Consider the following 26760-nt stretch of genomic DNA (forward strand, 5'->3'; position numbering starts at 1 on the left):
TTAAGAGAGTTGTGAAAAGTGCTTGGCAGGTGACATGTGCTTACCAAGAACGGCTGCAATCACAATGTGATTTTGCTTTTGGATGTAATAAATCACATGGTGCTTTAAAGGAAACCGGAAGTAGTTTTTTCCCAGTTCAGAAACTTCTATGCCAAGCAGCTGGTTGTTCGCCAGTAATTCCATTGATTGCTTGAGCTCTGAAAAGTAAGTCGTCCATTGTGTTTGCCCCCATCGCTCTAATGTATAGCGACGAATCTCAATGAGATCAGATTGCGCTGCAGAAGAAAGCTTGTAGTGCATCATTAATCAAATTTACCTTGGTTAAGTGCGTTCATGAAGTCGTTACCGTCGACCAGGTTATCTGATAGAGCATCGGCCTCTGCTTGTTCGAAGCGTGATTTCACCACCATCAATTTGAGTGCTTCAAGTTGTTCATATTCTTCACAAGACATCATCACCGCAACGGGTGAACCGTTCTTATTAATTTGTACAGGTTCACGTTGAACCTTCATCAGTAAGTCACCAAATTTGGTTTTAGCTGTATTAGCAGTAAGTGATTGCATAATATTCTCCTTTTCGTTCATTATAAACGAATCGAACGATTTAACCAATTTGTATGATTCTGTGATTGAAGGTAATCTGATGTAGTGTCCATAAAGGTGTAACTTTATGGACATTGCTCACAATCATCTAATAACTGTTCAGTTAGTCTTTATAATTTAAAGTGAACATGTACACTTGTGTGTCAATATCTTTAAGTTCACTTTTAGGCCATTTTATGAAAATTGGTTATGCTCGTGTTAGCACCCAAGACCAAACGCTCGATGTTCAACTTGAACAACTTAAACGTATTGGTTGTGACAAAATTTACCAAGAGCAAGCGAGCGGTAAATCCTCTGATAGAGAACAGCTTAACCTGTTGCTGGATTTTGCAAGGGAGGGAGATGTTATTCATGTTACCAAAGTCGACCGCATTGCTCGAAATACCATCGATGCTTTGCAAATTGCTGATCAGCTAGCGAAAAAGAAAGCCGGTTTAGTCTTTCATGATTTGGGGGATTTAGATATCAATAGCGATGTAGGTCGAGTTATTTACACTACCATATCGGCGTTTGCTGAAATGGAAAGAAAACGAATCTTACAGCGCTGTAATGAGGGAAGGGAGCGTGCACGCTCTGAAGGAAGGCATCTTGGCCGATTTCCTAATAAGACGCTTCATACACGTATTCAAGAGCTTGCAGAGCAAGGTATGAATAAACATGCGATCAGTAAAGAGTTAGAATGCAGTCGAACTACTGTTTATAAAGTTCTAGAAGGTGTAAAGATAAATAGTTGACACCTGTTACGTTACGCGTTACATTGCAAGGGTTGCAAATACCGACCTCTATGTGAACTGCGTAGGCAAAATATATTCAATAGCTAGGTACGAGTTCTTTGATAACAAAAAAAATTAAAAGGAATATCAAATGGATATCATTAGCTTAATGAAAATATTTAACAACTGCCTATGGAAGATCTCATTTTGGCTATCAAAAATTTTTCGCATAAAGGGCTTAAGCAATTTTACTATGACGGAAACGAAAGTGGCTTAAATCCAAATCACATCGATAGCATTGCGTTTATACTGGATGCTGTAGAAGCTTCACACCACCCTAAAGATCTGAAAGCAATTTATAGAGATAAATTTTCTGAAAAGAAAGGTTCTGGTAAAGGGGTTTACAGTATAAAAGTTAATGGAAATTGGCGAATAACTTTTCAAATACAAGATGAAGGCGCTGAATTTCTTGATTATATCGATTATCACGGGAAAAAAATAAAAGCCCGATAGCTGCCTAATAAAAGATTAGGTTACGGGTCACTATACATGTGACCTTAGCCTATCTCGTTACATACAAGATAGGCTTTAGGAGAGTAGAAATGAGAATGACGAGAAAACCATCACATCCAGGTAAGTTTTTTAAACACACTATTTTGGATGAAAGAGGAATATCAATTACCGAAGCAGCAGTGAACTTAGGTGTAACAAGAAAAGCACTCAGTGAATTTGTTAATGGTAAAGCCAAATGCTCACATGCAATGGCTAGACGCCTAGCAGAAACGACCGGAACTGGCGTTGGCATTTGGATTATGATGCAAGCTAAATTAGATACTTGGGAAGCTGAAAGCATGGAAATAGAAACACCAATTATCCCATTTAAAACACAAGCTCAAGCTTAATTTTTAATGAGAAAAATATAAAGAACACCAAATAGTAAAAGTAGAATCCCAATAAAAACGACTCTCAATAAGGAGTCGTTTTTGTATTTAATGCACAATATGGGTTCTGTCGCAAACTTTTTTTACATCGGTTAAGATTCGCCCAGTTTCCTCTTACAAATCAGAATCATGATGTTTAAAGGTTGTCACTTTCCTTCCGAAGTTATTCTTGAAACCGTTCGCTACTATATTGCTTACAAGCTCAGTTATCGTGAAATTGAAGAGATTCAGAGGGAGCGAGGAGTAACGGTTGATCACGCAACGATTAACCGTTGGGTTCTTAAGTTTTCACCAATTTTAGAGCACAAGGCAAGGCGTCGGAAGAAGCCTGTATCTGGCTCATGGCGTATGGACGAGACCTATATCAAAGTGAAAGGAGAATGGCTCTACTACTATCGAGCTGTCGATAAATTTGGTGAAGTCATTGATTATTACCTTAGTTACAATCGGGATGAGGCAGCTGCGAAAACCTTTCTGAATAAGGCGATAGCTCAATACGGCCTCCCTGACAAAGTGGTGATTGACGGCAGTAAAAGCAACTACGCTGCCATCGATGCAATGAATGTCCAGCTTTGGTTAACAGGCTTCTTTATGCTGTCACTGATAGAGATATTGGATGTCAAATATCTGAACAATATCGTGGATCAAAGTCATCGCTGGGTAAAACAAAAAACCCGTCAAGCACTCGGATGGAAGTCGTTGGAGGGAGCGAAAGCTAGCCTCCACGGTAAAGAATTGTGGACGATGCTGAAACGTGACCAAATAGAAATTGAAGGTGATACAGCCTTTGAGCGATTTTACGCGCTAGCGGAATAATTGTACCTGGAGGACGGGTCTGCCACGCCTCTAGCAATATTTGCGACAGAACCCCAAACAGCATTGACGCTATAAGAGATGGCCCAAGAAACATACCCCAGCATTCAGCCCTTATAAATAAAGAGCTGGCGACTCACATTGGACTTTTCTCTGAAATGGGCACAAAACCCCAGATACAAATACTGTGAGTATACTAACAATTGCTGATATGGCTTTTCAGATAGGAATTTGGGGAGGCATTTGATTTTTTGATAGGTCAAATCTATTGGTAATTGATACGCTATTGCGTAATATTAGAGGTGTCAACACATACTGGAACTCTCTTTGAGGGTGTTGGTGTCGGAAGAGATTCCCCTAGTCAGTGAACAGGATAATCCAAGATAAAGACCAGACCAGATTTTTTATTTGTTAAAAGCACCTTTAGGGTGCTTTTTTCATATCTACTACTTTCTTTTAAGCACCGACTTTCCTTGAAGTCGTTGTGAAAGTATCCAGCTAACACGCTTGGCTTTACCCTTCGGTAGAGTTCCTTTACCCCAGTCGTCCACCTCATAAGCTGAATTGACTCTAAGTTTCAATTTATTGGTAGTGCCATTTGGTTTAAGATAGCGTAATCAAATGCTTCCATGTAATGATAGGATTCGCCTTTCTTGGTCATGTAAGGCACAGCATAGTTATCGATAAGCTTATTTTTGATGAGATCCGGAAGTTCTATGCTGCGTTGGTATCTCTCATGACACCAGTATCGCCCTTCCTGCCTAAAAAGTATTGGCCCATTTTCTTTCTCATCAGTAAAGCAGTGATTGGCGTAACTAACATGTAGTTTTACTGAGTTACCATCAACCTCGATGTCATGAGAGGTACTTTGTAGATGGGTTAAGTCATAAAAGTCGCCTTCAATAGTGAAACCTTTCCAAGTCATTAACTGTCCTTAACCTTCCTCTTAGCGCTTCGCGTAAGGATTTCTCTAGCCCATTCACTAACCGACTCATGATCTTGGGCTGCAAGTTTCCACAGCGCTTTATCATTCTCTGTACATCGAATTTCTTGTTTTTTATCAAGAGTTACGTCCTGTTTAGGTCGCCCTCTTTTGCCGTTTTTAATTTTCATGATTTTCATTTTCTGTCATGACGTTATTTAAGTCAAGTCGTTTGCTTTCTATACATCAGTATGTATAGTATTTGTCATGACGTTAAATTGATCTCATATCGTAGGGAATGGAGAACATGCTTTTTGAATTTTTTGATTGGAAAGTTAAGACTGGAATAATTATTACCGTTGCTCTTATGTTAGGTAGCGTTATTAGTTTCATTATTGCGTGGACATCACCAGTACCAACGGATGCATTGTCAGCCGTAACTAAATATCTAAATTATCGTTGGTTTGCTTTCTTTGCTGTTAGCACATTGTCTATGGGAGCGGCAACAATGAAGTATCACGATAAAGCATTAAGACGCTGCTAATAGATAAAGTATGCGAAAAATAAGAGATTGGAAAATTGGTTCGACCACATTTATTAAAGACTATTTAGCGGCTAATCCAGATTCGATGATCTACGTTCCTGCTAAGGAAAATATATGGTTACAGATTCCTTCAAGCCGTGTTTTCTTGGTGAAGTTAAAGCCGGTGAGTTTGTTGATGCTTTAATCACTGTTTTTGGAACATTTAACGAGGGTGAAAACAAAAATGACTGACAAATTTAAGTATTTCATAATAGTTAGCCAGGATAGTGAAGAGGTAGAGCGTTCAGAAGGGACTATTGCGTATTTTGCTAATCCAGTAGGCAAAGGTGATACAGTCTATTGGGATCATGAAAATGGGAGCTGTGGAGGTGTTATAAAATGTGTGATTCATAGACATCCTTTCAACTATACTGGGTGTCTATGGACAGAGAAATCCAACAAAGACTACAGTGGGTAAAAATGTATGAGGAATGTGGTGATGCAGGCCTCGTATGTCGACGCTGTGGTATTTCCAGACCAACATTACGCAAGTGGGCTAAGCGATATAAGCAGTGTGGAATCGCTGGTCTAGAAAGCCAGAGCAGACGCCCTCATTCATCTCCAGATACCAAACTCACTGATGAGCTAAGAGCATTGATCCTTACGATGCGTGAGAAACGCAATTTAGGGGCGCGGCGTTTACAAACGGAATTAATCCGACTTCACCAAATACACCTAAGCACAGCGACACTCCATAAAGTTTTATCTGAAGCATCAGTCAAACCCATCGTAACTTACCGACGCAAAAAAGATTTCCAAAGATATGAGCGCCCAATTCCTGGTGATAGAGTCCAGATGGACACCTGTAAAATAGCGCCTGGAATTTATCAGTACACAGCTATTGATGACTGCTCTCGCTATCGGGTTCTAAGGTGCTACTCTCAGCGCACAGCAGCAAATACAGTCGACTTTATCGATTGTGTCGTGGAAGAGATGCCATTTCCTATCCAGCGTATTCAGACGGACAGAGGGCGTGAATTCTTTGCTGAGAAAGTCCAGAAACAACTCATGATTTATGGGATCAAGTTTCGCCCAAATAAGCCTGGCTCACCTCACTTGAATGGCAAAGTGGAACGCTCGCAGAAAACAGATAAAAGTGAGTTCTATCCGACCATAGATATCTCTGTGGGGCTGGAAGAACTGGATCTGCTACTAGCTGAATGGCAACACTACTACAACTGGGAACGGCCCCACAGCTCGTTAAATGGGCTAACCCCGATAGACAGGATTACTGAGATATCTGATCAAACTCCTTTGTCTGAAGAGGTATCTCAACACTACCAGATCAAGAAAGAGCGGTTTCAAGAGCAGAATTACAAGCTCGATCTTCAGCTAAGAAAATTGAAACCATCTCTATGAATCACACATATAAAAGTAGTAGAGCACCACCCTACTGTATCTATTCTTATTGTTAAAAAAATAGACTAGAGCCCCCTGCTCTTACTAGATGTGCTTGTTTTCGTGAGCATATTAACTAATAGAAAAATGTTTATAGAAGTAATCACTCTCCTTAGTAGTGTCCCCTTACTTCTCACGATGCAGTAAAAGGTGAATGACTTCATCTTTATCTTCACTAACAATTTCAACGCGATAAATCCCTTTGGCTTGCAGTGCTTTAATTAACAATTTCAATCGATGGGTTTTCACTGTCATGGCCAATGGCTTTATTTGATTGCTGTCTTCATCAAATCCTTGCTCAACGCTTTTTTCTTTCATGTAGAGAGTGTCTCGTTCAATCTCTTTTTCTATATCTTCCAGCAGCGATGGGAATTGATACTGCTCAAATAATTCCGTTAACATGATATAGAGTTCGTCAGCCTGTGAGAATTTGGCTTGATACTCGAGATTCAGTCGATTGATATCCCATAGTTTTGCTTCAAGGTTACCTGTTCCACTGCGGCCAATACTGAGCATTGTTTTTAGTTCATTTTTACATGTCGAAAACTGAGGGCGCTTTACTTTTGGTTTGATGAACTTTACTAACAGCTCGTTTCTTCTTTTAGTTGTCCAAAATCCGCCTTGCTGACTCATCGTGCAATACAGTCCGAGAAGTGAATTTGTTACAAGTTCATCAAGGGCTTGATAGTGTTTAAGGTTCCGACTCATGAGTTTATTCTATCTAGATAACTGAAGCCTTAGTTTATCAGAAAAGTAGCGTTAACATCTTAGAGAGGCGTATCACGATAATTGGAATTTGATAAAAGATCTCATAAGTTATTCGGTAGTTACCCCCTGAAATTGTGTATAAATTATGACCGCTCAATTTTGCATGCAAAATCTTATTTTTTCTTATTGACCTTTTAATGGCTTGTCCGTAGTATTAACCTTGTAATCAGGCGTTAACGCCAGTCTCAAAGGAGTAATACTAATGGGTAAAATCGTCGCGATCGGTAATGAAAAAGGTGGAGTCGGTAAGACGACTACTGTTGTTAACTTGGCTTACTACTTTTCTCATGTGCGCAGTAAAAAAGTGTTGGTTGTAGATATGGATCCGCAATGTAATTTGACGGATAAGTATTTTGACCAAAATGACGAGAGCAAAGCGAAACCCGCCTCTATCACTCGAAAAGTCGGTGAGGCGAATGTCATTTCATTCTTTGATGAAGAGTTCTATGGTGAGCCTGTCGAACTCAATTCTAATCTTCATATCTTTGGTGCTACTTTCAACATCAGCAGTCTTAACAACTGTACAAATGATGAAATTGGTTTCTTTGCTCAAAACATAAATAAACTGGCTGAACAATACGACTACGTATTTATCGACACCGCCCCTTCTGTTGGAAACCTGCAATACTCGGCCCTTATCGCGTGTGATGGTCTATTGATTCCTACCACAGCAGAAGAAGACAGTTTTCAAGGTGTATCGAAAATCCTTAAATCTGTAGCGCGTATCAAAAGTACTTATGGTTTGGATGTATCTGTATTAGGTATGTACCTAAACATGGTGAAAAAAGTCTCAACTCAACTGCAAGATTACTTCGCTACCAAGTTGTCTGAGGATTATGGCGACTTGGTATTCAAGACTCAGGTGATCCATACAACTAGAGTTTCAGAAGCCTCAGCGTTCAAGCAAAGCATTATTGAGTACGACGCTAAAAAAGCTGAATACATCAATATCAATGCTTTGATGCAAGAGTTTGAGTTGAAAGCGGAGGCGTTGTCATGAGTAGTAAAAAAGACTTTAAATCTTTAATGAATAATAAGTCTAAATCGTTGCTCGATGAAGAAATCAACGAGGTAAAACCTGGCGAGAGCGTTGTTCTGATCCCTAAAGAGGATATCTATTCAACTGAACAAGTACGTAAATTCTTTGATGAAGAGTACATTGCCGATCTATCTAAAAATATGGACGATATTGGACAGCTTCAACCCATCGTAGTGACTCATAAAGATATTCGTGGTTACAAAATTCAAGTGGGTGAGTGTCGTTGGAGAGCTGCCAACCTGAGTGATAAAATCACTCACGTAGAATGTTTGGTGCGTGACGCGGGAACAGTGTTAGCGCAACTATCAGAAAACCTTCATAGAAACGACCTTACTCCTTTTGAAACGGGCCGCGCTTTAGAGCTGCTAATGGAAGAGCAAGGGATTGTTGAGAACAAAGATCTAGCCAATGTTGTGAGCTTGTCAGAATCTCGTATTAGCGCTTTTCGAAAGGCAGCTCAATGCCCTCCTTATATTGAACTTGCTTATCACAATGGCATTATCCGTGATGTTGATACCGTCAACTCTCTACGTATTGCAGGAGAACTCAGTGAGGTAGAAACAAAGAAACTTCTTGAATCCCCTGTTTCACGTAAAGAAGCTAAAGAGCTTGTAAAAAGCCTAAAGGCTTCTAAGAAAGAGGCTAAATCAAAACAAGCTGATGAAGAACAACCCTCCCCTAAGTCTCTAGAAGCGCCGAATGAGACGCCTTTAAATGAAGTCACTCAAACTAAAGTATCAGGTGCTACCCCTACCCCACAAAATAATGGAATAAGAATATCGTTTAAGGGTGAGCAAGGCTTCATTGATCTCAATGGCCAAGCCGAAAGTGGCCAAATAGTTATTGTACTCGATGCTAGTTCAGGGAAATTGACAGTACCAGCCAGAGATATTGCAGTGATTGGGTATCACTCGATAGAGCATGTCCACTAATAAAAAGAAGCTGGCTCGAGTCGTGAATACACATCGAGCTAACCTAATTAAGTTGTACTCATTAAACTTTGAAAGCAGCGCTACTCAAGCTATTGAACAAATAACGACTAGAGCGGTTGAACGGGCCTATGTTGCTCATAGGCCCCCTCCCCCGGGTGAAGTAATGAAAGCTTGGGTTATTGAAAGTCGTGCTCCTCAATGGGCTTGTAGGGCCACTTTTGATTTGTTGATTGAACTTGATTGGTTGCCAAATACTGATATTGAAAAAGCTATCGCAGCTCGCTTTCTTCTCTTGAATGACTACCCAATCAATGAAAGTTGGAAAGCGTTATTAGGCGAGTGGTTAGAACTTGCCAAGCAAGCACAAAATGAGAACTCCGGTGAATACGAATAACTAAACGTTAGTTCTGGTGTTTTTTAATACTGTAGAACAACGTGAAGACTGAGAACTTGGCGCGCGTATGCTATTTGATAAGACTAAATCCAAACTTCTCACAGACAAAGAATCAATGAGCGCAGATTGGTCGCATCAATGCAGTCAATGACGCCAAAAAACAAACAAGAGAATCCGTCATGATTTTTTCATATGAACAAAGAATTAAGCACTTACATGAGCTTTCTCAATTACCTAGACAATCGCTTTGCTTTCAGCTTTTAACGATCATGAATCTTTGTCATCTAAACTTGGATAATGGCAAAGTTGAACGATTGAAATTAGATGATGAAAGCTGTTTCTATGAGGCAAATTCGCTTAAAGAGCAACTACTTAATGTGCCGAGTCTTAGTAACTCTCATAAGGTGCTTTATTTGTTGCTCGATGCTGGTTTTATTGAGCGCAGAGTGTTGGATAAAGATGGCCAAGTCGTTATTGGTGATAACTATCAAAGAAATACGGCAAAGATTTTTTGGCGTATGTCTACTAAAGGGTTAAGCGTTTTCAGATAAGTAAATATTCAAGGGATTGATTATGGATGAAGAACTATTCAAATATTGGGATTCAGATAAGGCCAAGAAAAAACAAACCGCGCTAACGCGTTTAAGTAATGGTTTAACTGAGGAGCTTTTAGGAGACCGAAATACTAAGTCACTGTTTAGTGATGAAGAAGTTGAAGATATCTAAAAAGCTAGAGAAGCCCTGGAGAGTGTTAAATATAAGTTCACTCACCTTAAAGAGAAACGACTTAGAGATGAGCAAGAAAAAAACGAGCTAAAGACGCTAGACAGGCTTTAGCTAAGAAACTTGCTATTGCATACATTAAAGTATGTGATTCATAGACATCCTTTCAACTATACTGGATGTCTATGGACAGAGAAATTCAACAAAGACTACAGTGGGTAAAGATGTATGAGGAATCTGGTGATGCAGGCTTCGTATGTCGCCGTTGTGGTATTTCCAGACCAACATTACGGAAGTGGGCAAATCGATATAAGCAGGATGGAATCGCTGGTTTGGAAAGCCAAAGCAGGCGACCTCATTTTTCACTAGATAGCAAAATTACTAATGAATTGAGAGCATTGATACTTGGAATGCGCGTGAAGCGTAATCTAGGGGCGCGACGCTTGCAAACAGAACTAATTCGGCTTCACCAAATACACCTAAGCACAGCAACTATCCATAAAGTACTATCAGCAGCTTCCGTGAAGCCGATAGTAACTTACCGACGCAAGAAAGACTTCCAAAGATACGAATGGCCAATTCCTGGTGACAGAGTTCAGATGGATACTTGTAAAATAGCGCCAGGGAGCTACCAGTACACTGCCATTGATGACTGTTCTCGTTATCGGGTTCTAAGGTGCTATTCTCGGCGTACAGCAGCAAATACAGTCGATTTTATTGAACATGTAGTCGAGGAAATGCCATTTCCTATCCAGCGTATTCAAACGGACAGAGGGCGCGAATTCTTTGCCGATAAAGTCCAGAAGCAACTTATGATTTATGGCATCAAGTTTCGCCCCAAAAAGCCTGGTTCCCCTCACTTGAATGGCAAAGTTGAACGCTCTCAGAAAACAGATAAAAGTGAGTTTTATCCGACTATAGATGTTGGTGTTGGGCTGGAAGAGCTGGATCTGTTTGCGTATTTCGGTGATTGCGAACGCTTGTTTCCGCTGTTTTTCAAGCAAGTTGTCGTCATTTTTACATATTTACAACATCTTAGGCAGCTTTGTTCTCTGGATTTAAGAACACCTCGTCAATAAAGCTCCAGTCTCTAGTTTGCCCGCTCCACCGCCCAGGGCTTGTTGCTTGAGCTTTACGATAAACAAGCTTCCGTTGCTCTAAGATGTGATGATCTTCACCAGTGTGCCTTTGCTGAGGTGTCACATATTTTATGCCGCTGTGCTTATGTTCAAAGTTGTACCAATAGGTGAAATCTCCAACCCATTTCCTTGCTTCTTCAATGGATCTGAATCCTGCCACTGGCCATGACGGGATACATTTGACCGTTTTAAATAGTGACTCGGAATAAGGGTTATCGTTACTAACTCTAGGGCGAGAGTACGAACTCATTACACCAAGATCATTCATCTTGGCCAACATGGTATAGCTTCTCATAGGTGCGCCATTATCAGAGTGCAGTACTAACCCTTTGTTGACGCATTTCTCTTTCCAAGTTGTACGTTGAAGCAAATCGGCAGCATGCTCGCCAAGCTCTTGTTGGAATACTTCTGCACCAACTATTTTCCTGCTAAAAATATCCATAATTACATAGAGGTAGTAATGCTCACCCTTAGTAATTGATGGTAAGTAGCTAATATCCCAACTCCAAACCTGATTTGGTTTTATCGCTTTCTGAGCCTTGGGCTTTGGTCTACTGATTGAGGCAGAGCCGCCTCGTCTTTTTAGTTGAGAGTGCTCTTTTAAGACTCTGTAGAATTGTTGATTCTGAGGCTATGTAAATCCCCTTATCCGCAAGCATAGGCACTATTACGTTGGGAGGCAGATCCGCATATTCAGGTGCATTGCATACATCTAAAATATCTTGCCGCTCTTGGGCGGTGAGCTTGTTGTGAGGAGTTTTTGCTTTTGGCAGGTTACGCAAATCTTCTACTATCTGCCCCCCATCTTGCACCCAGCGTTGCATCGTCCTTATCGATATCCCAACGCACCTGCACGCTCTAGTTTTAGTGGCTCCACTATTGATAGCGTCTTCAATGAATGTAACTATTTTTAGCCGCTCGGAGAGAGGAGTTAATCTTCCTCGCTTGGTTCCCAGAGGGCATTGAACTTTTCCCGCAAAACAAGCAATGCGGCTGTTTCAGCTAAAGCTTTCTCTTTTCTAGCCAACTCTTTTTCTAATATCTTGATTCGCTTCTTATCCACTCTGTGAGTTGAATCTATTTTGTTAGCAGGGTTCTTCTTAGGTTGGTGAGCTTGTATTGATGCAATTTTCCACTGTTTGACCTGTTCAACAAAAAGGCCGTTAGACCTACAATATGCTGCTAGTTTATGTTCTGTCATAACAGCTGTTTCGATGACAATGGCAAAGATTTCCTCTGCTGAAAGTTCTTTTTGATTTGAACTTTCTCCGTCTAGCAAGCCTTCTATCTTCAATTGTTCCCTCCATTTATGAACTGTCGCATGGCCAACATTAAGTTCGTTAGCCACTCTTCGCAAGGAGTAGTTGTATGGTGGGAGTAACCAGGTTCGACCTTGTTCTTGGATCTCTAGGTCAATTGACGGTTTAGGCATATTTATCTCCAAACTGAATTAAATTCTAAGGCGACAACTATGCTGACACAGGGGGGAAATGACTGATCGGAATGCTCCGAAATACGCAATCTGTTGCTATCTGAATGGCAGCACTACTACAACTGGGAACGACCACATAGCTCTCTAAAAGGGCTAACACCAATTGAAAAGGTTACGGAACTATCTGACCAAACACCTTTATCTGAAGAGGTATATCAGCATTATCGGATATGGAAAGAGAGGTTCCAAGAGCAGAATTACAAGCTCGATCTTCAGCTAAGAAAGTTGAAACCATCTCTATAAATCACACAATTAAAGGCTCAGGCTCAGGCTCAGGCTCTTACTCTCTCACGACTTTTTCTAGAAATCACTTCTATCTATTGTGCATTTTAAATGACCTTCGAATCGGTTTTACGCTTAGTTACAACGATTTTGATATCGAGGATTACAGTGGTGTGGTAACTCCTGATGAAGAGCATTGCCGACAAATGATACATTACAATGTTGATACTCTTAAACGGGAGCTAGAAGAGCGTGTGATTACTTGGATTCTCGGTGCCTGGACGTATTCTGGAAAGCCAATAAATGAACCTAAAGCGAGACTAGCTGATCTGAATTTAAGATTGTTCAAGATTGATTTGATCGGTATCCCTTCTTTACTTCTTTTAACGTTCTTTTCTATCAAACTCAAAGGGCGTTAAAGCGACACTCGATTTTGCATGCAAAATTGCTCAGGATTAATTTAGAAAGTATGAGAATATTTCTGTTATGACTAACTCAAAACTCATTGCACGCGTGGCGAGTGACTTTCAATCTTGCATTGTGACTTTTGCATGCAAAATTGGACAAGCACGTGTGCTCTACCAAATAGTGTTCGTTATGGCATAGGTTAATTATAACAGTTCGATTAAGGTCAATGAGTTAGCCTCTACCTAGAACAATTGAGCCTTGCTTTGGGCGTTACCCTTCGGGCAAGGCTTTTCGCTTGTATCTTTCATCTATGGCCTAAGAGTGGCACCACCCTGGTGAGTCACTGCGTGCCGCCCCAGAATGTGCCTCTCTACAGCCCCTATTTAAAAGGATATCGCTGCAATCCTGAACGCCTCCGCTACTACGTAGCTGCGCTTCGTCGTGCCTCCTCATTGCCTTTCACTGACTTTAATTAAGGTCGAGTAAGGGCTTGTTTTCTTATGTGCCGATTTTCCTTTTGACTCGCCATCATTTGATGGCGCTCGCAGGCTGTTAACCCTCCTCAAATCAGAACCTTATCTGCAAGGGTAAATGAACGCTACGCGCCCCTGCAGAGAAGAACCATGTTTGAGGAATGGACAGCCAAGCGGCTCCATAAAAGTGATACTCAAACAGAAAGGAAACTCATTATGGCACAACGAAACTCAACCCCAACTCTCTCTAAATTAAATCCAGCGACCAACGTTTCGCCGTTGGCACGCGAAAGCTCACCAAAAAATGATATCTCTTTGTGCGAAGGGCAAATCGGTTTCATTCAACTCATTGATTGCAATTCTAAGCAGGTTCTAGCACAGCGGGAGGGATTAAATGATGAAGCGTCTTTTGAGTACTTAAAAACGAACGTCTGGAACATGAGTAAAGATGTGGTTATGCAGTTTGTGGTGCAAACCGATCATGTTCATCCCACCAAATTCTTCAATGCATTATCTAAAAACTCCAAGGTTAAAGTTTACCACAGCCAACTCACTCACGATGAACCTGTGGATGTGAAACCGTGTTGGGAAGGGACAGCTGAGCAGGTGGAAGAGAGCAATGCAGTTATCGAACGTCAGCAATGGGATGCGTTTGACGCACAAGGCAACTGGATTGGTACGTCGGAATACTAAGTAGGGGATTTTACATGACACGGTTATTAAGCAATACGGCAGGCTCAACGCTTCGTAAGCAACTTAAAATGATGCGTCAGTCAGAAGGTGCGGTGAATACACCTACCTTATCATCTCGACGCTTAGCAATGACGCAGCGTTTGAATTATTTGAAAATGTTCAGTCGTGGTCAAAGCCCTGAGCAATTAGGTGATGTGGACGACTTGAAAGGGTTGAAAGTTCGTGAAGCTATTAAGGTTCAGTTCCCTGATATTGGTCAGCAAGCGTTTCAGCGCCATGACATTTATGAGCTGTTGTTAGAGCTAAGTAACGTCGTGGAACTTGGCCAATGGCGTCTACACGAGAGCGCAAAAGAGATGGTTGTATATGCCTCTTACGGCTCTGTGTACCCAGGCTTGCGCTTTCAAAAGAGGGGTGAGGCTTTTCACTGCATAGGCTTTAATTTCGATATTCGATTAGCGTAGTAAGGAAAGAGTATGGATATACCTATCTTTTTTGTTGCGCTCTCAGAGTTAACTCGACGTGACTTTAAGAAGCAAGCCGTTATCACTCCTAAGCGCCGTTTTGATTTTTATGACGAGGGCAAGAAATGCAATGTCTTTAACTGGTCAAGCGAATATCAAGAGCACATTTACCATAGCTTGAACTGTTCCAACGTGGACGATAAGCCTTTGTATTTCGTTGAAACCTATTCCATGTGGGGAGATTGGTTGTGCAGTCATTATTATCGAACCATCAAAGCAATGAAAGAAGCATGGCATGGCCAACTTTAACTAACCCTTCATTTTTTATTAAAGAGATCATTATTATGTCTGATTATTGTTTTGAAATTCCCGCTGTACGTGAGTTCTTTACCCTTAACGCGCCCTTTGGTGTGTTGCAACGTTTGGTTGCATTTGATACTGGCAATGTGTTGGCTCGCTCTCAACGTGATGTTAATCCGACCCGCGCTAAAAACATTTCCAGATACATTCAAGATAACACTCATACCTACGTATTGACGGCATTAACGGGCGTGATTAATGAACGTTCTGAGTTCATTGGATCCGAACACGCCAATGTGGGTTTGTTGAAGGTGAGTATGGACAGCGAAATTTCATTCTTAGATGGACAACATAGAATGACGGGCATCATCGATGCCATTAAAGGTAATGTCGATTTGCGGAGTCATAATGTTCCGCTGATGCTGTTTTTAGAAATGCCTTTGGAAGAGCGACAACAAGCATTTTCTGATATTAACGGCCAGACCGTGAAACCGAGTCTCAGTATCAGCGACACATACAATCAACGCGACGACTTACCAATGTTGATTGTCGATATGGCAAATAACTGTTCGTGTTTTGTTGGTTTAGTGGATTTTGAGCGTAATGTGATTGGTAAAAACAGTGAGTACCTTTTCCTCGTTAAAATATTGAAAGATGCGACCGCTCGATTACTTGGTGTTAAAGCCAATGCTGTGTCATGTACAGTGTCCTGTGACACCTGATTTACAAGCGCTTGAACGCCAACATTTCCCAGATACAGAGTTCCCATCGGTGTCTGAATGTGGTATGTCAAGTGAAGATACACCATTGAATGAGGTGTTTGAGCATGACGAGAAAACGCGTTGTATACACGCTTATGCTGATATGGTTCGCACCAGGTGGACAGAACTGACAGAGCCGCAAATCGAAAACCTTTGTGATCAGTATGAGGTCGTTGTGAGTGGTTTAGGCTTGACGTTAGAAGAGGCGAAATCAAGTATCCAAGTAATGATTAACAGCATTCGTAAACTATCAACAGTGTTACGTACTATCCGAGCTAACTACAACAAGGCTACCGCTGTATAAATGTTCTAGCATGAACTGGCCGCGAGGTCAGTTCGTGTTGTTGACAAGTCAGGGTGTTAATAGTGTTCAGTTATTTATCGCATTCCTTTAAACCGTCTACCATCAGCTCCTGGTTTGCAAGGGAGGCTGCGCCGCTGCGCGCCCTTGCTTCCCAGAACCATGACAGTAGGCCGGACAGTCAAGCGACAACAACATGAACACAAGGATATAAGCCATGACTGAATCAGCCATCAACCATCAACCATCAACTACACAAACACTTCACTATTCACAACGCAGGAGCAAGAAGTATTGTCTCACGCCGCTGAGATCCTAAAGTCGAAAATGTTTGTTAGTGATCAACCCGCTCTCACATCCCCCAATATGGTAAAACTGTTTTGTCAAAACTCATTAGCAGCTAAGGAACACGAATTGTTCGGTGTCATCTTCTTAGACACTCAGCATCGTGCTCGCGCTTCTGTAGAATTGTTTACTGGCATGATTGATGCTGCTTCGGTCTACCCTCGTGAGGTTGTCAAAAAAGCTCTTGCTGAGAACGCCGCTGCTGTCATTTTTTACCACAACCACCCATCGGGTGATGCAACAACTAGCCAAGCTGACCGCCGTATTACACGACGTTTAACCGACGCACTTGCTCTCGTTGACATCAACGTTCTTGACCACTTTGTGATCTCAACTGAGAACGTAGTTTCATTTGCAGAACGCGGTTGGATTTAAGAGACAGGCGGCTTTTCCGCCTGTTTTCGTACTCGATATCAACCCCTTTTCTTGAGGCATGAAGTTAAAGTGTTGCGATGGTGAATGCTTTTGGCGTTCTCCCTTCGGTCGGTTCATTTCGTCGTTTCACTCCTCCCGCGATAACTTATGCCACCCATATCGAGCCAGCTCGATGTGGCATTAAGTTCCTGCGAATAATCACCCAACGCGTGGCGTGATACGCTTGTCTGAGACCTTTAGCTTTGGTGAAACGCTTCGTTACCTTTGTTCAACTTCATCACCAAGCCTTACTGTCAATGTCTCGCTCTGTTTTCTTCTTGTTCACACTTTTCAAGCTAGGTCAAAAATAAGAACCCTACCACTCACCACTCACCACTCGTACGCTCGCTAGACAAGTGGTAAGAACCTGATTTTAAACCTTGAGCTTACGTGTAAACATGATGAAAAAAACATCGCTTTAAGGTATTATCCACTAAGGGAACGATAATGAAGAATCATATGAACCAAGATAACAATAACGATATCACTCAAAAAGACTTGCTCAAACTGTTGTTTGATCAAGCTCAGCATAACGCCACGCGTGAAGAACTCATGGCGCTAGAGAATCGTACTAATCAACGCTTTGATAAAATCGATGAACGCTTTGATAAAATCGATGAACGCTTTGAGAAGTTAGAAGCCAAATTCGACAAGAAGTTTGACCGTATGAACTGGTTGCTTGTCACTACTCTTGTCGGTGTTATTGCTAGCCTTGCTATCCAAGTTTTTAAATAAGTTATTACCCCTACCTTTTTAAAGGTAGGGATTTTTTTTGCTAAACCCTCATATTGAACCTTTGAACCTTTGAACCTTTGAACCTTTGAACCTTTGAACCTTTGAACCTTTGAACCTTTGGGCGTTCTGCCGCGAGCATTTTAAAATCTAAGTTGTTTGTGTCAGAGCAGACTTCACTCGCTTCCAATGAAAGCGAAGTGTTTGGGGTGATCTTTCTTGAGAGTCAGCATCGAGTTTTACGCACTAAAGAGATGTTTAACGGCACCATTGACGCCGCCTCCGTTTACCCGCGTGAAGTGGTCAAAGAGTCACTGGCCACAAATGCAAGCGCGGTCATTTTTTATCATAACCATCCCTGCGGTGATGCCATTGCTCTTACAGAACCTTCTAGGCGAATTTTTTAAGGCCGATTTGAAGTTTTGCGTTGTGGTATGGGCTTAACTTGGGCGTTTACCCTTCGGGCAAGGCTTTCCGCTGGGCGGCATCCCGCTTGTATCTTTCATCTATGGCCTAAGAGTGGCACACTTTGGTGAGTTACTGCGTGCCGCCCCAGAATGTGCCTCTCTACCGTCCCTATCTAAAAGGATATCGCTGCAATCCTGAACGCACTCCTCTCACTGCGTTCGTTGCGCCTCGTAGTACCTCCTTGTTGCCTTTCACTGCCTGGCATTAAGTTCGAGTAAAGGCTGGTTTATTTATGCGCTGATTTTCCTTTCTACTCGCATCACGTTACGGGCTCGCAAGCTGTTTAACCTTCTCTCAACACAACCTGTCTTGCAAGGGAGGCTTCGCGCTGCATCCCTAAAGCAACAAGTTGCTAAGGGCTGCTAGCCCTTTGTCAATCCAGAACGATGTTGTGAGTGCGGACAGCTAAGCGGCTCCGAAAAGTGATACTCAAACAAAAAGGAAACTCATCATGGCGCAACAAAACTCAACCCTAACTCTCCCTAAATGCCAAACAGCGACCAACGTCTCGCCGTTGGAGAGCGAAAGCTCACCAAAAAATGATATCTCTTTAGGCGCTGATTCTAATTCGTAGGGCTCAGGCTTTTTTCTGTTTTTAATAAAAGGAACGACACAATGAAATATCTCTCACACTATATTCAAGACAAACAAACTCAGGCTTTTAATGAGGCAGGGGCATTCTTTGCTTTTTCTAATCAACAGTTCGATGATGAAAAAAAAGAGGGCGTGAAATATGCGTCGCTAGGTATGGGTTTAATTTGTCCCACCGATAACGTGAGGCAATTAATGATCCGTTTATACTCTATTGCTCAAGAAGGGATCGCCGAAGATATCAAGGAAAATGGTAAAAAAGCGATCATTCGTCGTGAGTTATTTAATCATGAGTGTTTCTACACCAATGATATTTGTGATTGTGTGGAAAAGCTCGAAGGGTATGGCATCACTTACGATGAAATTTATGAAGTGTTTAATCATATTCGTAAAACGGAAGACGTTTATTAGGCGTTAACATTAAAGCGCCTTGATATTTGTTCCATCAAATATCAAGGCATGTTCAATTACATCGGAGTTAGATTTAATGAACATTCTGAATGCTACACAAGATAGAGAAGAAACAAAAGCAAAATTTTACATGTGTACGGCCGTACCGTTTTCGTTGGGTAAAGTGGTCTATATGCAAGGTATTGAGCAGTTATTAGATAATAATGTCGGTGTTAACTTGTCGATTTATTTACAGCGCCACCAAAGTGGGGATTGGGGAGAGACTTGCATTGATGATAAAATCACCAATGACGAAGCAACCAAAACAGGCGAGCGAGTTATATCGAGTTATAAGATTTGTGATCAAACGGTTTGGGTAATAACAGAACGAGATCGCAGCGTGACCACTATTTTATTACCTTGTGAATATTGATATCTCAATGGGATGGCATAAAATGAGAGTCCTATTATTAGGGCTCTTTTTTATGATGAAACCATTGCTTTACCTTTCTTTGTTATCGCCGTGTTTCAGTTGGGCTTTTTGCTTTGATGAGGCAGGGCGATTTTATAATGTCGATCCACAGCTTTTAAAATCCCTTGTCACGGTAGAAAGTAGCCTAAAGCCGAATGCGTACAATGAAAATAAAAATAAAGTTGGTGAGGTGGTTAGTCGTGATTTTGGATTGATGCAAATCAATTCCCATTGGTTTGATTGACTATCCGAATTTAATGTGAATGAAACAAACATCTATAACCCTTGCTTTAATGTTCATCTTAGCGCGTGGGTATTAAGTTCTAATTTTTCTAGTCATGGTTATAACTGAAACAGTGTCGGCGCGTATAATGCGGGTTTTTCCAAACACACCGAGAACGCCAGAAAAATATACATCCAAAAAGTCCAATCGGTTTATTTTAAGATGAACGTTAAATAAAAGGCCTTGCACCATAACGGTGCAAGGCCTTTAGCTTTTCCTCTCGTTTTCTTCCTTCAACTTCCAGATCCTCGCATCCCTCGTTCGTCAGATTCATTCGCCACCTGGTCGGCTTTCGTCTTTCGCTGTCAGTTTTTCCCGTCGCTTTGATTAAGGAACTCAGATCATTTGTTCTGAGTTGTTGGTTAGTTGAGTTGGTGACCACACCCTACGGCACATTGATTTCAATGTGAATGGTTGTCTGTGAGAAATATAAATATAATAAAAATAATGACTTATATTTATTAGTGGAGGCGAGATAGAGCGTGAAAAAATTTTCAAAATCTCAACTAATTAGCCGCTGAAATCCTAGTGTGAAAATATGTAATCACATTGAATTATCATTGACGCCTTTCTGTATAAGGGGTTGCGGTTATTTCAATCTAAATCCAATGGGATTTAATTGAATTATTATTTATCCCTTTGTAGGTAAGGATTTGGCGGTTTTTTTAAACTAAGTACAATGGGTTTACATTGAGAGTTTATTGGATTTCATTGGGGTTTAAAAGTGGACTTCATTGACATTCATTGAGGAGAAAAGGCTAAATTATGTCGCGTTCTTACCCTTTACAAAGCTCCCTTCGAGGGAAGCTAGAGCAAGATTTTAAGAAGTTCAGAGATAGAGAAAAGTTAAGTGATGCTGAGGCAACTCGTCAGCTTTTCACCTTGGCGTTGCGTATCAAACTGAATGACAGTGACGATGAACGGCCGTCGAACCGTGAGTTGATGGAAGAAACGTATCGTAGAGTTAGGCAAGTACAAGGCGTGCTAAATTTAAATTTGGCGCATAGCTTTGATGGGGAGGGGTATTATAAGAATAAAGCGGATTCGATTGAGCAAAGAAAATCCAATACCGCTTTGGTTGATAAAAGCGTCGATGAATATCTTGAAGGCGAAAAAAAAGGGTAGCCATTGGCTACCCTTTTATTATCGCTCTAACTCTCTGTCGATTTCTCTGTCTTCCCAATGGCTCTCTTTCTCTGATTGATTAAATTCCATCTCTTTTTGAGGGGAATATTCTTTTGGCTCAAAGTGATCGAGTGATTGGCTGTCGGTTTCTTTTTTCTCATTATAGTTGAGGGTGTCTAATTCGCTCTCTTGATGAGAAATGAGTGGCTCACTTAATTCAATGTTATGTGCGCTGTTATCTTGCTCTAGTTTATCAAGGCATGATTTGATGTCCTCTTTAAGGTTATCGTCTGACATGAATTGAATGTCTCGACCATTAAAGTTCTCGACGATTTTCTCAATGTTGTTCGGGTTTAAATCGTGGTTGCCGTGATTTAATACAATAATGATGTTCTGTCTCAGTTCATCGGTAGAGATGTTTTGAATGTCGTTCTTATGATTGACGTTGATAATGTCAATCTGCCCTTGAGTTTGGTCTCGAATTAAAAACGAGTTTTCTATCGATGTGCTGATGATGGTGGTGTTTAAATCCTCCCCCTGATGGAATTGTGTTAATTGTTTGGATTTTGTTCCTAGGGTTCTTGGATTAATATCTAGGGAGGAGTCTTTATTTCCTTGAGTGTCTAAATAGGTCACTTCTATGGCTTTGGTTTCACCTTGTTTATTGTGGATGTTGGTTAGCATCGCAGGGTGAAGGGATCTATCTTCGGATGAATAGACCGCTGGGTGGAATTTTACATGGTTGTTTTCAATGTTATTGACACCGAGCTTGTTTAAGTACGTTTGGGCCAGTGTGTTATCCATCGGTAAGCTTTGATTGATATAATCCTTAGCCCTTTCTTCAAACTGCGCAATATGCCTTGGGGTGGTGCTCAGTAATTTTTCGTGTTTACTGTTTTCCTCCAATTGATATTTGTCCGGCTCATTGAGCATCTTGTGCGCTTCATTCATCGCGGCTTTATAATTCATTTCCTTATGACTCATGATTAGGTTAATCAATGCGCCTTTTTCGCCCGTGGTGTAGTCTTTAAAATACCCTCGATGCTCTCCTGTTAGGGTCACTTTAATGGCTGATTTACCAATGCCAAAGGTTAAGTAATCCCGGTCTGATTTGGATTGATTCGGCTGGCCTAATAACTGAACGGCGAGGCTTTCTGTGTATTTTGGTAGTTGCGTATTGATGTGCTCCCTAAATTTGTTGTAGTCAAAGTCACCGCTTTTATTTTGGAACCGGACGTCCTCATGAGGGAGGGCATTACGGTTAAAGTAAGTGGTGTCTTTGGGTGGGATTTGGTTGAGGGTTTCTATCGCACTGGCTTTATGGCTATCTTTAGAAAGCCAGCTTTTGACCAGTTGTTTTGTGTTGTCGGTATAGAGCCGAATGTGCTGACTGGCACGAGTCACATCGATACCGGCGCGTCTTAAGTTGGTCAGTGCGCCTTTGCTTTGTATCGCGCTAATGACGTGTTGATAGGTGGACCCTTGCGCCATGTCTGCGGTTCGACTGTACGCGTAGTCCCAGTGCCCGTCTTTAAGCGCATTAGGGTGAAGGTTGAGTGTTTGTCCTGTCTTAGATTGAGCGACAATACTGTCTGTAGTCGCTTGCGTGATGCGGTACTCCACGTTGGCTTTAATGCCGCGCTCTTTATCGGTAAAACGGGTGATGATTTTATCGCCCGTTGAGAGGGGTTTTTCTGACACGCTAAACAGTGTCGTGAAGGTATGGTCTCGATTGCGGGGTAAGAACGGCCTTGTCTTACCTGTACTCGCGTCTTGAAGTGTTACTACGCCATGCTCTGAATCTACGTGAGTGATTGTCGCGTACTCACCGGGTCTGGTGCTCAGTATTAAGCCTTTTTGATACGGCATCATGGTGGTGAGCTCTTCACCCGTCGCACCGATTGAGCGTAGCCGGGTTGCGATGACGTTCTCTTTGCCTAACTCACTCTTTTTCATCAATCCGACTCGGATGTATTCGGTAGTTTGGTCTCGCTCCTTGTTGGTGTAAAGAATGAGAAGTGTGTTTTCTCGCGTCTCTGGTGTGCGCTCTAGATAGTCCTTGGCGATCATATAGGGCAGTTTTTCTGTGGCTTCTAACTGCGCTTTGTGTCGGTCTTTACGGTGTTCATCCAGCGTAGAGATGACATGCTGGCGGTTGCCTTGAGTATCAGGGGCTTGCTGCTGGAGCTTATCCAGGGCGCTCTGTGGCTGCTTATCAATGATGTTTTGCGCCGCATTAAGTAAGGTGTCGTTTTGCTGACGGATGATGTCGGTCATGTAAGCGGTATCGATGCGGCCTTGGCTTATGGCTAGCTCAAAGGGTTTACCGGCACTGAGTGATAAAAGCTGCTCTTTATCGCCCAATTTGACTGTTTTGGACTGACTGTCATTGACGAGCTTTGTGAACTCATCGGCTTGCTTGTTGCTGACCATGGAGCTTTCATCGAGAAAGAACAAGGTGTGTTGATAGTCACTGGCTTCTCGATTGCCTTGCCGGATGTCAGAAAGCAAACTGTCTAGCGTTTGCGCTTTCACGCCTTTGCTTTCTAGCTCTGCAACCGCGGCGTGAGTGGGCGCAAGACCGATGACGCTTTGCTCTGGTTGCTGGCTGGCTTCTTTCACTAACTGGATAAGTTCAGTATTGGATTCAAGCATGGTGGACTTACCTGTGCCGGCTAACCCTTGGATGGCCACAAAGCTGTCCTTGGTGGTTGATATGAGGGTGATGGCGTCCTTTTGCCCTTGGGTTAGGCGAGGCTTGGTATTGAGAAAGTCTTGCACCTGTTTAGGTGTGGCAAAAGGCTGATGTTGGTCTTTACCATCATCGATGTTTTGCAAGATGCGCTTTTCAGTCTCCAGCGCGGCGTGCGTCGTCCAGCGTGTGCCGTCACTGTACTCTGCAGAGAGGGTGTCGCTGCGTTTAGTCAGTTCTGTTTCAACCTGCTCTTTGGTAATAGAGCCACCGGCTTCTTCAAAGGCGTAACGCACCGCTTCCACCACTAACGCTTTTTGGCTAAACGCCGCTTCTCGCTCTGAGAGGTGGTTCAGGGCAAAACTGACCGCTTTTTCGATGAGTGGGGCGTTTTGCGCTTTGGCTAGTGCTGACAGTGCCTGACTGACATCGTGCTTTAGCCAATCTTGGGTGGCGTCATTTAGGTAGCGGTCGTTGACGTTTTGCGTCTGTAATACACGCTCAATGGCTGACGGGGAGACTTGCTCTTTCTCAAGTACGCTTTGGGCTTTGTCCGGTTTGTCGGTGAAGATATCAAGGCGCTCTGTTTTTTCGGTCAGGTCGTTTATCAGGGGCTTAGATAAAGTAAATGCTTTACCTGACAGCAAGGTATGGGCTTTTTGCTCAATATGGTGGGCGCCGTGAACATAGTCGTATTGCAGCGGCGCGTCTTTTAAGCTCTCTAAGTTGACGCGCTGCGTTTGACCTTGGCTCTCAAGCGTGAGGCTCTCTTTGTCAGTGTGCGTGACAAGGTAACTTCGATTGGCGTCCAAACCGGCAGGGAAGTGTTTGCCTAACGTACGAAGACGTTCGCCTTGGGCGATGTTGAGGCTTTGCGGTTTGCTGATTTGCATCTTCATGCGCTTAAAGGTGCGACTGGACGGGTCAAAGGTGTGTGACTGTCCATCGCGTTTGCTGAGTGCGGTCATGGTGTTGCTCTCTTTATCGATGCTGGCGATGACAAAGCTCTGAGGTTTGTTTTTCTCCCAGTGGGTGAGTGTCATGCCTGGTTTGTAGTGTTGAACGAGGGGTTGTTGCGCTTTGGAGAGGTGGTGAGGGGTTTGAGTGAATAGGGTGGTTTCGTGTCTGGCGAGGGCGCCGGTATTTTTGAGCCTGTCCCGAATGGCTTCGGTTAACCGCCGCTGCTCGACGCCGGAGGTGGCAATCACTTGCGTGTTGGCTTTATCAGGGAGGTCGGCGTACACCCGCGCTATCCTATCAGTGTCATTGTCATGCAGTTTCACGTTGGTATGGCTGGCTCGCTTGCCGACCCAAGAATGACTCTCCACATTGCCTTTTTGATACAGCGAGATAGCGTTATTGGCTTTAAATCCCTGACGGCTTGATACGCGGTTAAGCATCACCACTTTACTGCTCGATTGTTTGGCTTTATCGGTGAGGGCTAACAACTCATTGGCGCTCATCTTATTGGCGTCATCGATGAGCAAGACGTCTTTATTGGTCAGCGGCGTATCGCTTTGCAATAAGCTGTGGGTAGTGTGGCGCTGCTCTGGTGAAAAGAGCTGACCGACCCAGGCGCTGAGTGTTTGACTCTTGCGCTGTACGCTCTCCATGCCCTCTGTCTTGGCTTTCACGCTTTGGGAGACCAGCTGGATGCGCTTACCGCTGTGATTGCCCACATTGAGTAGCTGCTGCGCAATACCCTGTGATGAGCCGTGTACATGGACCACATGGAACTGTTTGGTGGAGTGGTACAGGTCAGTCAAGATACGCTGCTGGTTTTCAGGGATAGCAAGCTTGTTGAGCGTGCTGGATTCAACGTGGGTGCGCATGTGATGCGCCCGACCTTGGGTGCTGTCGATAAGCGCTTTCTCGTTATCAATTAAGCCTTTGGTGGTGTATTGCCCTTTCTCTCCTAAAGGTATGAGTGTGCCATTTTTAATCCATTCATCGGCGATGGTTTTTACTTCAATGGCATTGGCTTGAATACCCCCTTTGGTAAAGTCAGAAACGGCCAATTCAACGACTTTTTCCAAGCGAAGGGCTGTATTATTTTGTTCAAGATGAGAAACAGCTCGTGCCAGGGCTTCTTGAGCGATTAAGGCTGGCTGAAATTCTTGTTTAGTGAATTGTTGTGCATTCTTTACCAACTCTTCGGGCTTGTACCCCATATCTTTAATTTGTTGCTGCCACTTTGTGGTGAGCTCACCGGTGCTCAGGTAAGTTTTACTTTTGCGTGTATCAAGTGCTGCCATATCCCTTGCTGCTTGTGTGTCTCCAAAGTTTAAGGCTTGTTGGTTGATTTGCTGCGTTCGAGTGGAAGAGTTTTCGATGAGAGGTTGCGGTACACCAGAGATGTCTATCTGTCCATTGCCTAGCCCATGAGTTTGATATCCAATGCCTTCAACGTCATGCGCTATTTTGCTGTGAAATAACGCCGTGTAATATTTTTGGAAGTTATAGATGCGCTCGCCAGTCCCGTTAATCATGCCCCCTTTTTGCTTAATGGTTGAAGCGAGTGAGCGAAGTTGTCCATCCTGATCTCGTGTCATATTTGGCGCTAACAAGTGGTAATGAAGCTGCATGTCGTTTTCACGGCTGGTCTTATGGCCAATAGCTGCGAAAATCATGTTACCTGTATTGATGTATTCACGTTCCCCTTCTTTATTGGTTGACGTGACTTGTGCGGTGTCTTTTTCAATTTCATTGGCGACAAACTTAACTGCGTCTTTGAGAATGCCAAGTAATCGTGTATCCCCACCGCCTAACGCTAGAATGGAGAAGCCTTTAGATACGGACAAAGTCAGATCTAAACCGCATTTATGGTTATCTCGTTTCCCTTTAATGGTTTCACCACCAAGGTTGCCAGAAAGCACCGATTCTAGGGTGGCTTGCTCTACGGGTTTACCCGCCAGTCCCGCTTCGATGGCTAATTTTCCATGCCAGAAGGTGTTTTCTCCCTGGTCTTTTTCCTTGAGGTAATAGTTATCGTCCGCGTCTTTTTCTAAAGAGACGTCAGGTAGGTCTTTGGGGTTTTCTTCGCTGAGGTAATATTTGGCAGCGCCAGAAGCGGATTTCAGTGGGCTAATAGAAAGCATGAGTATTTTCCTTATGCAACGCAAATTGCCGCTAGCAGCAAAACTGAGCGGTGAGTGGAGGTTAAGGGG

The 26760-nt window shown here is 42.6% G+C and carries 30 protein-coding genes and 5 pseudogenes; 28 read left to right on the plus strand and 7 right to left on the minus strand.

Features of this window, described 5'->3' with window-relative positions; translation table 11 throughout:
- Window positions 1-303, minus strand: coding sequence for a type II toxin-antitoxin system RelE/ParE family toxin (locus OC193_RS24830; protein WP_017061973.1), 303 nt, complete (start codon window positions 301-303; stop codon window positions 1-3).
- A complete protein-coding gene (locus tag OC193_RS24835) occupies window positions 303-563 on the minus strand; it encodes a type II toxin-antitoxin system Phd/YefM family antitoxin (protein ID WP_017061972.1) in 261 nt (86 codons plus the stop codon). The genes OC193_RS24830 and OC193_RS24835 overlap by 1 nt, the downstream gene beginning before the upstream one ends.
- Window positions 564-778: 215 nt before the next feature.
- Here OC193_RS24835 and OC193_RS24840 point away from each other — a divergent pair, with 215 nt between their 5' ends.
- The 4 genes from OC193_RS24840 (at window position 779) to OC193_RS24855 (ending at window position 3072) form a co-directional block, all read left to right on the plus strand.
- Window positions 779-1336, plus strand: a complete 558-nt coding sequence (locus OC193_RS24840) for a recombinase family protein (protein WP_048659321.1) — start codon at window positions 779-781, stop codon at window positions 1334-1336.
- 171 nt (window positions 1337-1507) lie between these two features.
- The gene (locus OC193_RS24845; protein ID WP_080967496.1) at window positions 1508-1828 is read left to right on the plus strand and encodes a type II toxin-antitoxin system RelE/ParE family toxin; all 321 of its coding nucleotides are present in this window, start codon (window positions 1508-1510) and stop codon (window positions 1826-1828) included.
- 89 nt (window positions 1829-1917) lie between these two features.
- Entirely contained in the window at window positions 1918-2217 is a 300-nt protein-coding gene (locus OC193_RS24850; RefSeq protein WP_048659322.1) for a HigA family addiction module antitoxin, read from the plus strand.
- Between the two features lie 171 nt (window positions 2218-2388).
- Window positions 2389-3072 (plus strand): IS6 family transposase, encoded by a 684-nt coding sequence (locus OC193_RS24855; protein ID WP_422636392.1) that lies wholly within the window; start codon window positions 2389-2391, stop codon window positions 3070-3072.
- Between the two features lie 574 nt (window positions 3073-3646).
- Here OC193_RS24855 and OC193_RS24860 read toward each other — a convergent pair.
- Entirely contained in the window at window positions 3647-3994 is a 348-nt protein-coding gene (locus OC193_RS24860) for a hypothetical protein (RefSeq protein WP_230682258.1), read from the minus strand.
- Window positions 3994-4182 (minus strand): hypothetical protein, encoded by a 189-nt coding sequence (locus OC193_RS24865; RefSeq protein ID WP_048659324.1) that lies wholly within the window; start codon window positions 4180-4182, stop codon window positions 3994-3996. Before OC193_RS24865 ends, OC193_RS24860 begins: the two co-directional genes overlap by 1 nt.
- A 116-nt stretch (window positions 4183-4298) precedes the next feature.
- On the opposite strand from OC193_RS24865, the gene OC193_RS24870 reads away from it, so the two are divergent.
- From OC193_RS24870 to OC193_RS24880, 3 genes are all read left to right on the plus strand, one after another.
- On the plus strand, window positions 4299-4535 hold the full coding sequence (locus OC193_RS24870; RefSeq protein ID WP_048659326.1) for a hypothetical protein: 237 nt from the start codon (window positions 4299-4301) through the stop codon (window positions 4533-4535).
- 10 nt (window positions 4536-4545) lie between these two features.
- Complete coding sequence (locus tag OC193_RS24875) at window positions 4546-4719, plus strand: hypothetical protein (protein ID WP_162200897.1); 174 nt, start codon at window positions 4546-4548, stop codon at window positions 4717-4719.
- Between the two features lie 236 nt (window positions 4720-4955).
- Window positions 4956-5933 (plus strand): IS481-like element ISVch1 family transposase, encoded by a 978-nt coding sequence (locus tag OC193_RS24880; RefSeq protein WP_048659328.1) that lies wholly within the window; start codon window positions 4956-4958, stop codon window positions 5931-5933.
- A 165-nt stretch (window positions 5934-6098) separates the two neighbouring features.
- On the opposite strand, the gene OC193_RS24885 is transcribed toward OC193_RS24880, so the two are convergent.
- A complete protein-coding gene (locus OC193_RS24885; RefSeq protein WP_048659329.1) occupies window positions 6099-6680 on the minus strand; it encodes a DUF2913 family protein in 582 nt (193 codons plus the stop codon).
- Window positions 6681-6942: 262 nt separating this feature from the next.
- Between OC193_RS24885 and OC193_RS24890 the strand changes: the two genes are divergently transcribed.
- The 6 genes and pseudogenes from OC193_RS24890 to OC193_RS24915 all read left to right on the plus strand — a co-directional run.
- Window positions 6943-7740 carry a ParA family protein gene (locus OC193_RS24890; RefSeq protein ID WP_048659330.1) on the plus strand — a complete coding sequence of 266 codons (798 nt, stop codon included), beginning with the start codon at window positions 6943-6945 and terminating at the stop codon, window positions 7738-7740.
- Window positions 7737-8711 carry a ParB/RepB/Spo0J family partition protein gene (locus OC193_RS24895; protein ID WP_048659331.1) on the plus strand — a complete coding sequence of 325 codons (975 nt, stop codon included), beginning with the start codon at window positions 7737-7739 and terminating at the stop codon, window positions 8709-8711. The genes OC193_RS24890 and OC193_RS24895 overlap by 4 nt, the downstream gene beginning before the upstream one ends.
- 163 nt (window positions 8712-8874) lie before the next feature.
- The gene (locus tag OC193_RS24900) at window positions 8875-9105 is read left to right on the plus strand and encodes a hypothetical protein (protein WP_230682259.1); all 231 of its coding nucleotides are present in this window, start codon (window positions 8875-8877) and stop codon (window positions 9103-9105) included.
- Window positions 9106-9284: 179 nt separating this feature from the next.
- Complete coding sequence (locus OC193_RS24905; protein WP_048659333.1) at window positions 9285-9656, plus strand: hypothetical protein; 372 nt, start codon at window positions 9285-9287, stop codon at window positions 9654-9656.
- 22 nt (window positions 9657-9678) lie between these two features.
- Window positions 9679-9831 carry a hypothetical protein gene (locus tag OC193_RS24910; protein WP_155407273.1) on the plus strand — a complete coding sequence of 51 codons (153 nt, stop codon included), beginning with the start codon at window positions 9679-9681 and terminating at the stop codon, window positions 9829-9831.
- A 182-nt stretch (window positions 9832-10013) separates the two neighbouring features.
- Window positions 10014-10781: pseudogene (locus tag OC193_RS24915) on the plus strand (DDE-type integrase/transposase/recombinase); the annotation flags it as partial.
- An 82-nt stretch (window positions 10782-10863) separates the two neighbouring features.
- On the opposite strand, the pseudogene OC193_RS24920 reads toward OC193_RS24915, so the two are convergent.
- Window positions 10864-12399 (minus strand): annotated as a pseudogene (locus OC193_RS24920) (IS3 family transposase).
- A gap of 87 nt (window positions 12400-12486) precedes the next feature.
- Between OC193_RS24920 and OC193_RS24925 the strand changes: the two are divergent.
- The 15 genes and pseudogenes from OC193_RS24925 to OC193_RS24995 form a co-directional block, all read left to right on the plus strand.
- Window positions 12487-12702, plus strand: a pseudogene (locus OC193_RS24925) (integrase core domain-containing protein); the annotation flags it as partial.
- Entirely contained in the window at window positions 12630-13100 is a 471-nt protein-coding gene (locus tag OC193_RS24930; RefSeq protein ID WP_053083642.1) for a hypothetical protein, read from the plus strand. The pseudogene OC193_RS24925 and the gene OC193_RS24930, both read left to right, overlap by 73 nt.
- Before the next feature lie 678 nt (window positions 13101-13778).
- Entirely contained in the window at window positions 13779-14255 is a 477-nt protein-coding gene (locus tag OC193_RS24935; protein WP_048659354.1) for a hypothetical protein, read from the plus strand.
- Window positions 14256-14269: 14 nt separating this feature from the next.
- Entirely contained in the window at window positions 14270-14719 is a 450-nt protein-coding gene (locus OC193_RS24940) for a hypothetical protein (RefSeq protein ID WP_048659355.1), read from the plus strand.
- A 12-nt stretch (window positions 14720-14731) separates the two neighbouring features.
- Complete coding sequence (locus OC193_RS24945) at window positions 14732-15028, plus strand: hypothetical protein (RefSeq protein WP_048659356.1); 297 nt, start codon at window positions 14732-14734, stop codon at window positions 15026-15028.
- Between the two features lie 35 nt (window positions 15029-15063).
- The gene (locus tag OC193_RS24950) at window positions 15064-15741 is read left to right on the plus strand and encodes a DNA sulfur modification protein DndB (RefSeq protein ID WP_230682262.1); all 678 of its coding nucleotides are present in this window, start codon (window positions 15064-15066) and stop codon (window positions 15739-15741) included.
- On the plus strand, window positions 15707-16084 hold the full coding sequence (locus tag OC193_RS24955; RefSeq protein WP_230682263.1) for a hypothetical protein: 378 nt from the start codon (window positions 15707-15709) through the stop codon (window positions 16082-16084). The genes OC193_RS24950 and OC193_RS24955 overlap by 35 nt, the downstream gene beginning before the upstream one ends.
- A gap of 324 nt (window positions 16085-16408) precedes the next feature.
- Window positions 16409-16801, plus strand: coding sequence for a RadC family protein (gene radC, locus OC193_RS24960; RefSeq protein WP_261978813.1), 393 nt, complete (start codon window positions 16409-16411; stop codon window positions 16799-16801).
- 486 nt (window positions 16802-17287) lie between these two features.
- Complete coding sequence (locus OC193_RS24965) at window positions 17288-17575, plus strand: hypothetical protein (RefSeq protein ID WP_048659360.1); 288 nt, start codon at window positions 17288-17290, stop codon at window positions 17573-17575.
- Between the two features lie 128 nt (window positions 17576-17703).
- Window positions 17704-17973: pseudogene (locus OC193_RS24970) on the plus strand (JAB domain-containing protein); the annotation flags it as partial.
- Between the two features lie 518 nt (window positions 17974-18491).
- The gene (locus OC193_RS24975) at window positions 18492-18614 is read left to right on the plus strand and encodes a hypothetical protein (RefSeq protein WP_261978808.1); all 123 of its coding nucleotides are present in this window, start codon (window positions 18492-18494) and stop codon (window positions 18612-18614) included.
- Window positions 18615-18655: 41 nt separating this feature from the next.
- Window positions 18656-19042 (plus strand): DUF7659 family protein, encoded by a 387-nt coding sequence (locus OC193_RS24980; protein WP_048659361.1) that lies wholly within the window; start codon window positions 18656-18658, stop codon window positions 19040-19042.
- Between the two features lie 76 nt (window positions 19043-19118).
- Window positions 19119-19454 carry a hypothetical protein gene (locus tag OC193_RS24985; RefSeq protein WP_048659362.1) on the plus strand — a complete coding sequence of 112 codons (336 nt, stop codon included), beginning with the start codon at window positions 19119-19121 and terminating at the stop codon, window positions 19452-19454.
- A gap of 55 nt (window positions 19455-19509) precedes the next feature.
- Window positions 19510-19953: pseudogene (locus OC193_RS24990) on the plus strand (lytic transglycosylase domain-containing protein).
- Window positions 19954-20541: 588 nt separating this feature from the next.
- Window positions 20542-20901 carry a hypothetical protein gene (locus tag OC193_RS24995; protein WP_016790675.1) on the plus strand — a complete coding sequence of 120 codons (360 nt, stop codon included), beginning with the start codon at window positions 20542-20544 and terminating at the stop codon, window positions 20899-20901.
- An 18-nt stretch (window positions 20902-20919) separates the two neighbouring features.
- On the opposite strand, the gene traI is transcribed toward OC193_RS24995, so the two are convergent.
- Entirely contained in the window at window positions 20920-26691 is a 5772-nt protein-coding gene (gene traI, locus OC193_RS25000) for a conjugative transfer relaxase/helicase TraI (protein WP_261978809.1), read from the minus strand.
- Window positions 26692-26760 lie beyond the last annotated feature (69 nt).

Origin of the sequence: Vibrio crassostreae, from assembly GCF_024347415.1 — a bacterium.
Classification (GTDB): domain Bacteria; phylum Pseudomonadota; class Gammaproteobacteria; order Enterobacterales; family Vibrionaceae; genus Vibrio; species Vibrio crassostreae.

What these genes read in the sequence shown, in the direction of transcription:
- OC193_RS24830 (WP_017061973.1), bottom strand. Translation starts at nt 303, where the DNA reads ATGATGCACTACAAGCTTTCTTCTGCAGCGCAATCTGATCTCATTGAG.
- OC193_RS24835 (WP_017061972.1), bottom strand. Translation starts at nt 563, where the DNA reads ATGCAATCACTTACTGCTAATACAGCTAAAACCAAATTTGGTGACTTA.
- OC193_RS24840 (WP_048659321.1), top strand. Translation starts at nt 779, where the DNA reads ATGAAAATTGGTTATGCTCGTGTTAGCACCCAAGACCAAACGCTCGAT.
- OC193_RS24845 (WP_080967496.1), top strand. Translation starts at nt 1,508, where the DNA reads ATGGAAGATCTCATTTTGGCTATCAAAAATTTTTCGCATAAAGGGCTT.
- OC193_RS24850 (WP_048659322.1), top strand. Translation starts at nt 1,918, where the DNA reads ATGAGAATGACGAGAAAACCATCACATCCAGGTAAGTTTTTTAAACAC.
- OC193_RS24855 (WP_422636392.1), top strand. Translation starts at nt 2,389, where the DNA reads ATGTTTAAAGGTTGTCACTTTCCTTCCGAAGTTATTCTTGAAACCGTT.
- OC193_RS24860 (WP_230682258.1), bottom strand. Translation starts at nt 3,994, where the DNA reads ATGACTTGGAAAGGTTTCACTATTGAAGGCGACTTTTATGACTTAACC.
- OC193_RS24865 (WP_048659324.1), bottom strand. Translation starts at nt 4,182, where the DNA reads ATGAAAATTAAAAACGGCAAAAGAGGGCGACCTAAACAGGACGTAACT.
- OC193_RS24870 (WP_048659326.1), top strand. Translation starts at nt 4,299, where the DNA reads ATGCTTTTTGAATTTTTTGATTGGAAAGTTAAGACTGGAATAATTATT.
- OC193_RS24875 (WP_162200897.1), top strand. Translation starts at nt 4,546, where the DNA reads ATGCGAAAAATAAGAGATTGGAAAATTGGTTCGACCACATTTATTAAA.
- OC193_RS24880 (WP_048659328.1), top strand. Translation starts at nt 4,956, where the DNA reads ATGGACAGAGAAATCCAACAAAGACTACAGTGGGTAAAAATGTATGAG.
- OC193_RS24885 (WP_048659329.1), bottom strand. Translation starts at nt 6,680, where the DNA reads ATGAGTCGGAACCTTAAACACTATCAAGCCCTTGATGAACTTGTAACA.
- OC193_RS24890 (WP_048659330.1), top strand. Translation starts at nt 6,943, where the DNA reads ATGGGTAAAATCGTCGCGATCGGTAATGAAAAAGGTGGAGTCGGTAAG.
- OC193_RS24895 (WP_048659331.1), top strand. Translation starts at nt 7,737, where the DNA reads ATGAGTAGTAAAAAAGACTTTAAATCTTTAATGAATAATAAGTCTAAA.
- OC193_RS24900 (WP_230682259.1), top strand. Translation starts at nt 8,875, where the DNA reads ATGAAAGCTTGGGTTATTGAAAGTCGTGCTCCTCAATGGGCTTGTAGG.
- OC193_RS24905 (WP_048659333.1), top strand. Translation starts at nt 9,285, where the DNA reads ATGATTTTTTCATATGAACAAAGAATTAAGCACTTACATGAGCTTTCT.
- OC193_RS24910 (WP_155407273.1), top strand. Translation starts at nt 9,679, where the DNA reads ATGGATGAAGAACTATTCAAATATTGGGATTCAGATAAGGCCAAGAAA.
- OC193_RS24930 (WP_053083642.1), top strand. Translation starts at nt 12,630, where the DNA reads ATGGAAAGAGAGGTTCCAAGAGCAGAATTACAAGCTCGATCTTCAGCT.
- OC193_RS24935 (WP_048659354.1), top strand. Translation starts at nt 13,779, where the DNA reads ATGGCACAACGAAACTCAACCCCAACTCTCTCTAAATTAAATCCAGCG.
- OC193_RS24940 (WP_048659355.1), top strand. Translation starts at nt 14,270, where the DNA reads ATGACACGGTTATTAAGCAATACGGCAGGCTCAACGCTTCGTAAGCAA.
- OC193_RS24945 (WP_048659356.1), top strand. Translation starts at nt 14,732, where the DNA reads ATGGATATACCTATCTTTTTTGTTGCGCTCTCAGAGTTAACTCGACGT.
- OC193_RS24950 (WP_230682262.1), top strand. Translation starts at nt 15,064, where the DNA reads ATGTCTGATTATTGTTTTGAAATTCCCGCTGTACGTGAGTTCTTTACC.
- OC193_RS24955 (WP_230682263.1), top strand. Translation starts at nt 15,707, where the DNA reads ATGCTGTGTCATGTACAGTGTCCTGTGACACCTGATTTACAAGCGCTT.
- radC (WP_261978813.1), top strand. Translation starts at nt 16,409, where the DNA reads ATGTTTGTTAGTGATCAACCCGCTCTCACATCCCCCAATATGGTAAAA.
- OC193_RS24965 (WP_048659360.1), top strand. Translation starts at nt 17,288, where the DNA reads ATGAAGAATCATATGAACCAAGATAACAATAACGATATCACTCAAAAA.
- OC193_RS24975 (WP_261978808.1), top strand. Translation starts at nt 18,492, where the DNA reads ATGGCGCAACAAAACTCAACCCTAACTCTCCCTAAATGCCAAACAGCG.
- OC193_RS24980 (WP_048659361.1), top strand. Translation starts at nt 18,656, where the DNA reads ATGAAATATCTCTCACACTATATTCAAGACAAACAAACTCAGGCTTTT.
- OC193_RS24985 (WP_048659362.1), top strand. Translation starts at nt 19,119, where the DNA reads ATGAACATTCTGAATGCTACACAAGATAGAGAAGAAACAAAAGCAAAA.
- OC193_RS24995 (WP_016790675.1), top strand. Translation starts at nt 20,542, where the DNA reads ATGTCGCGTTCTTACCCTTTACAAAGCTCCCTTCGAGGGAAGCTAGAG.
- traI (WP_261978809.1), bottom strand. Translation starts at nt 26,691, where the DNA reads ATGCTTTCTATTAGCCCACTGAAATCCGCTTCTGGCGCTGCCAAATAT.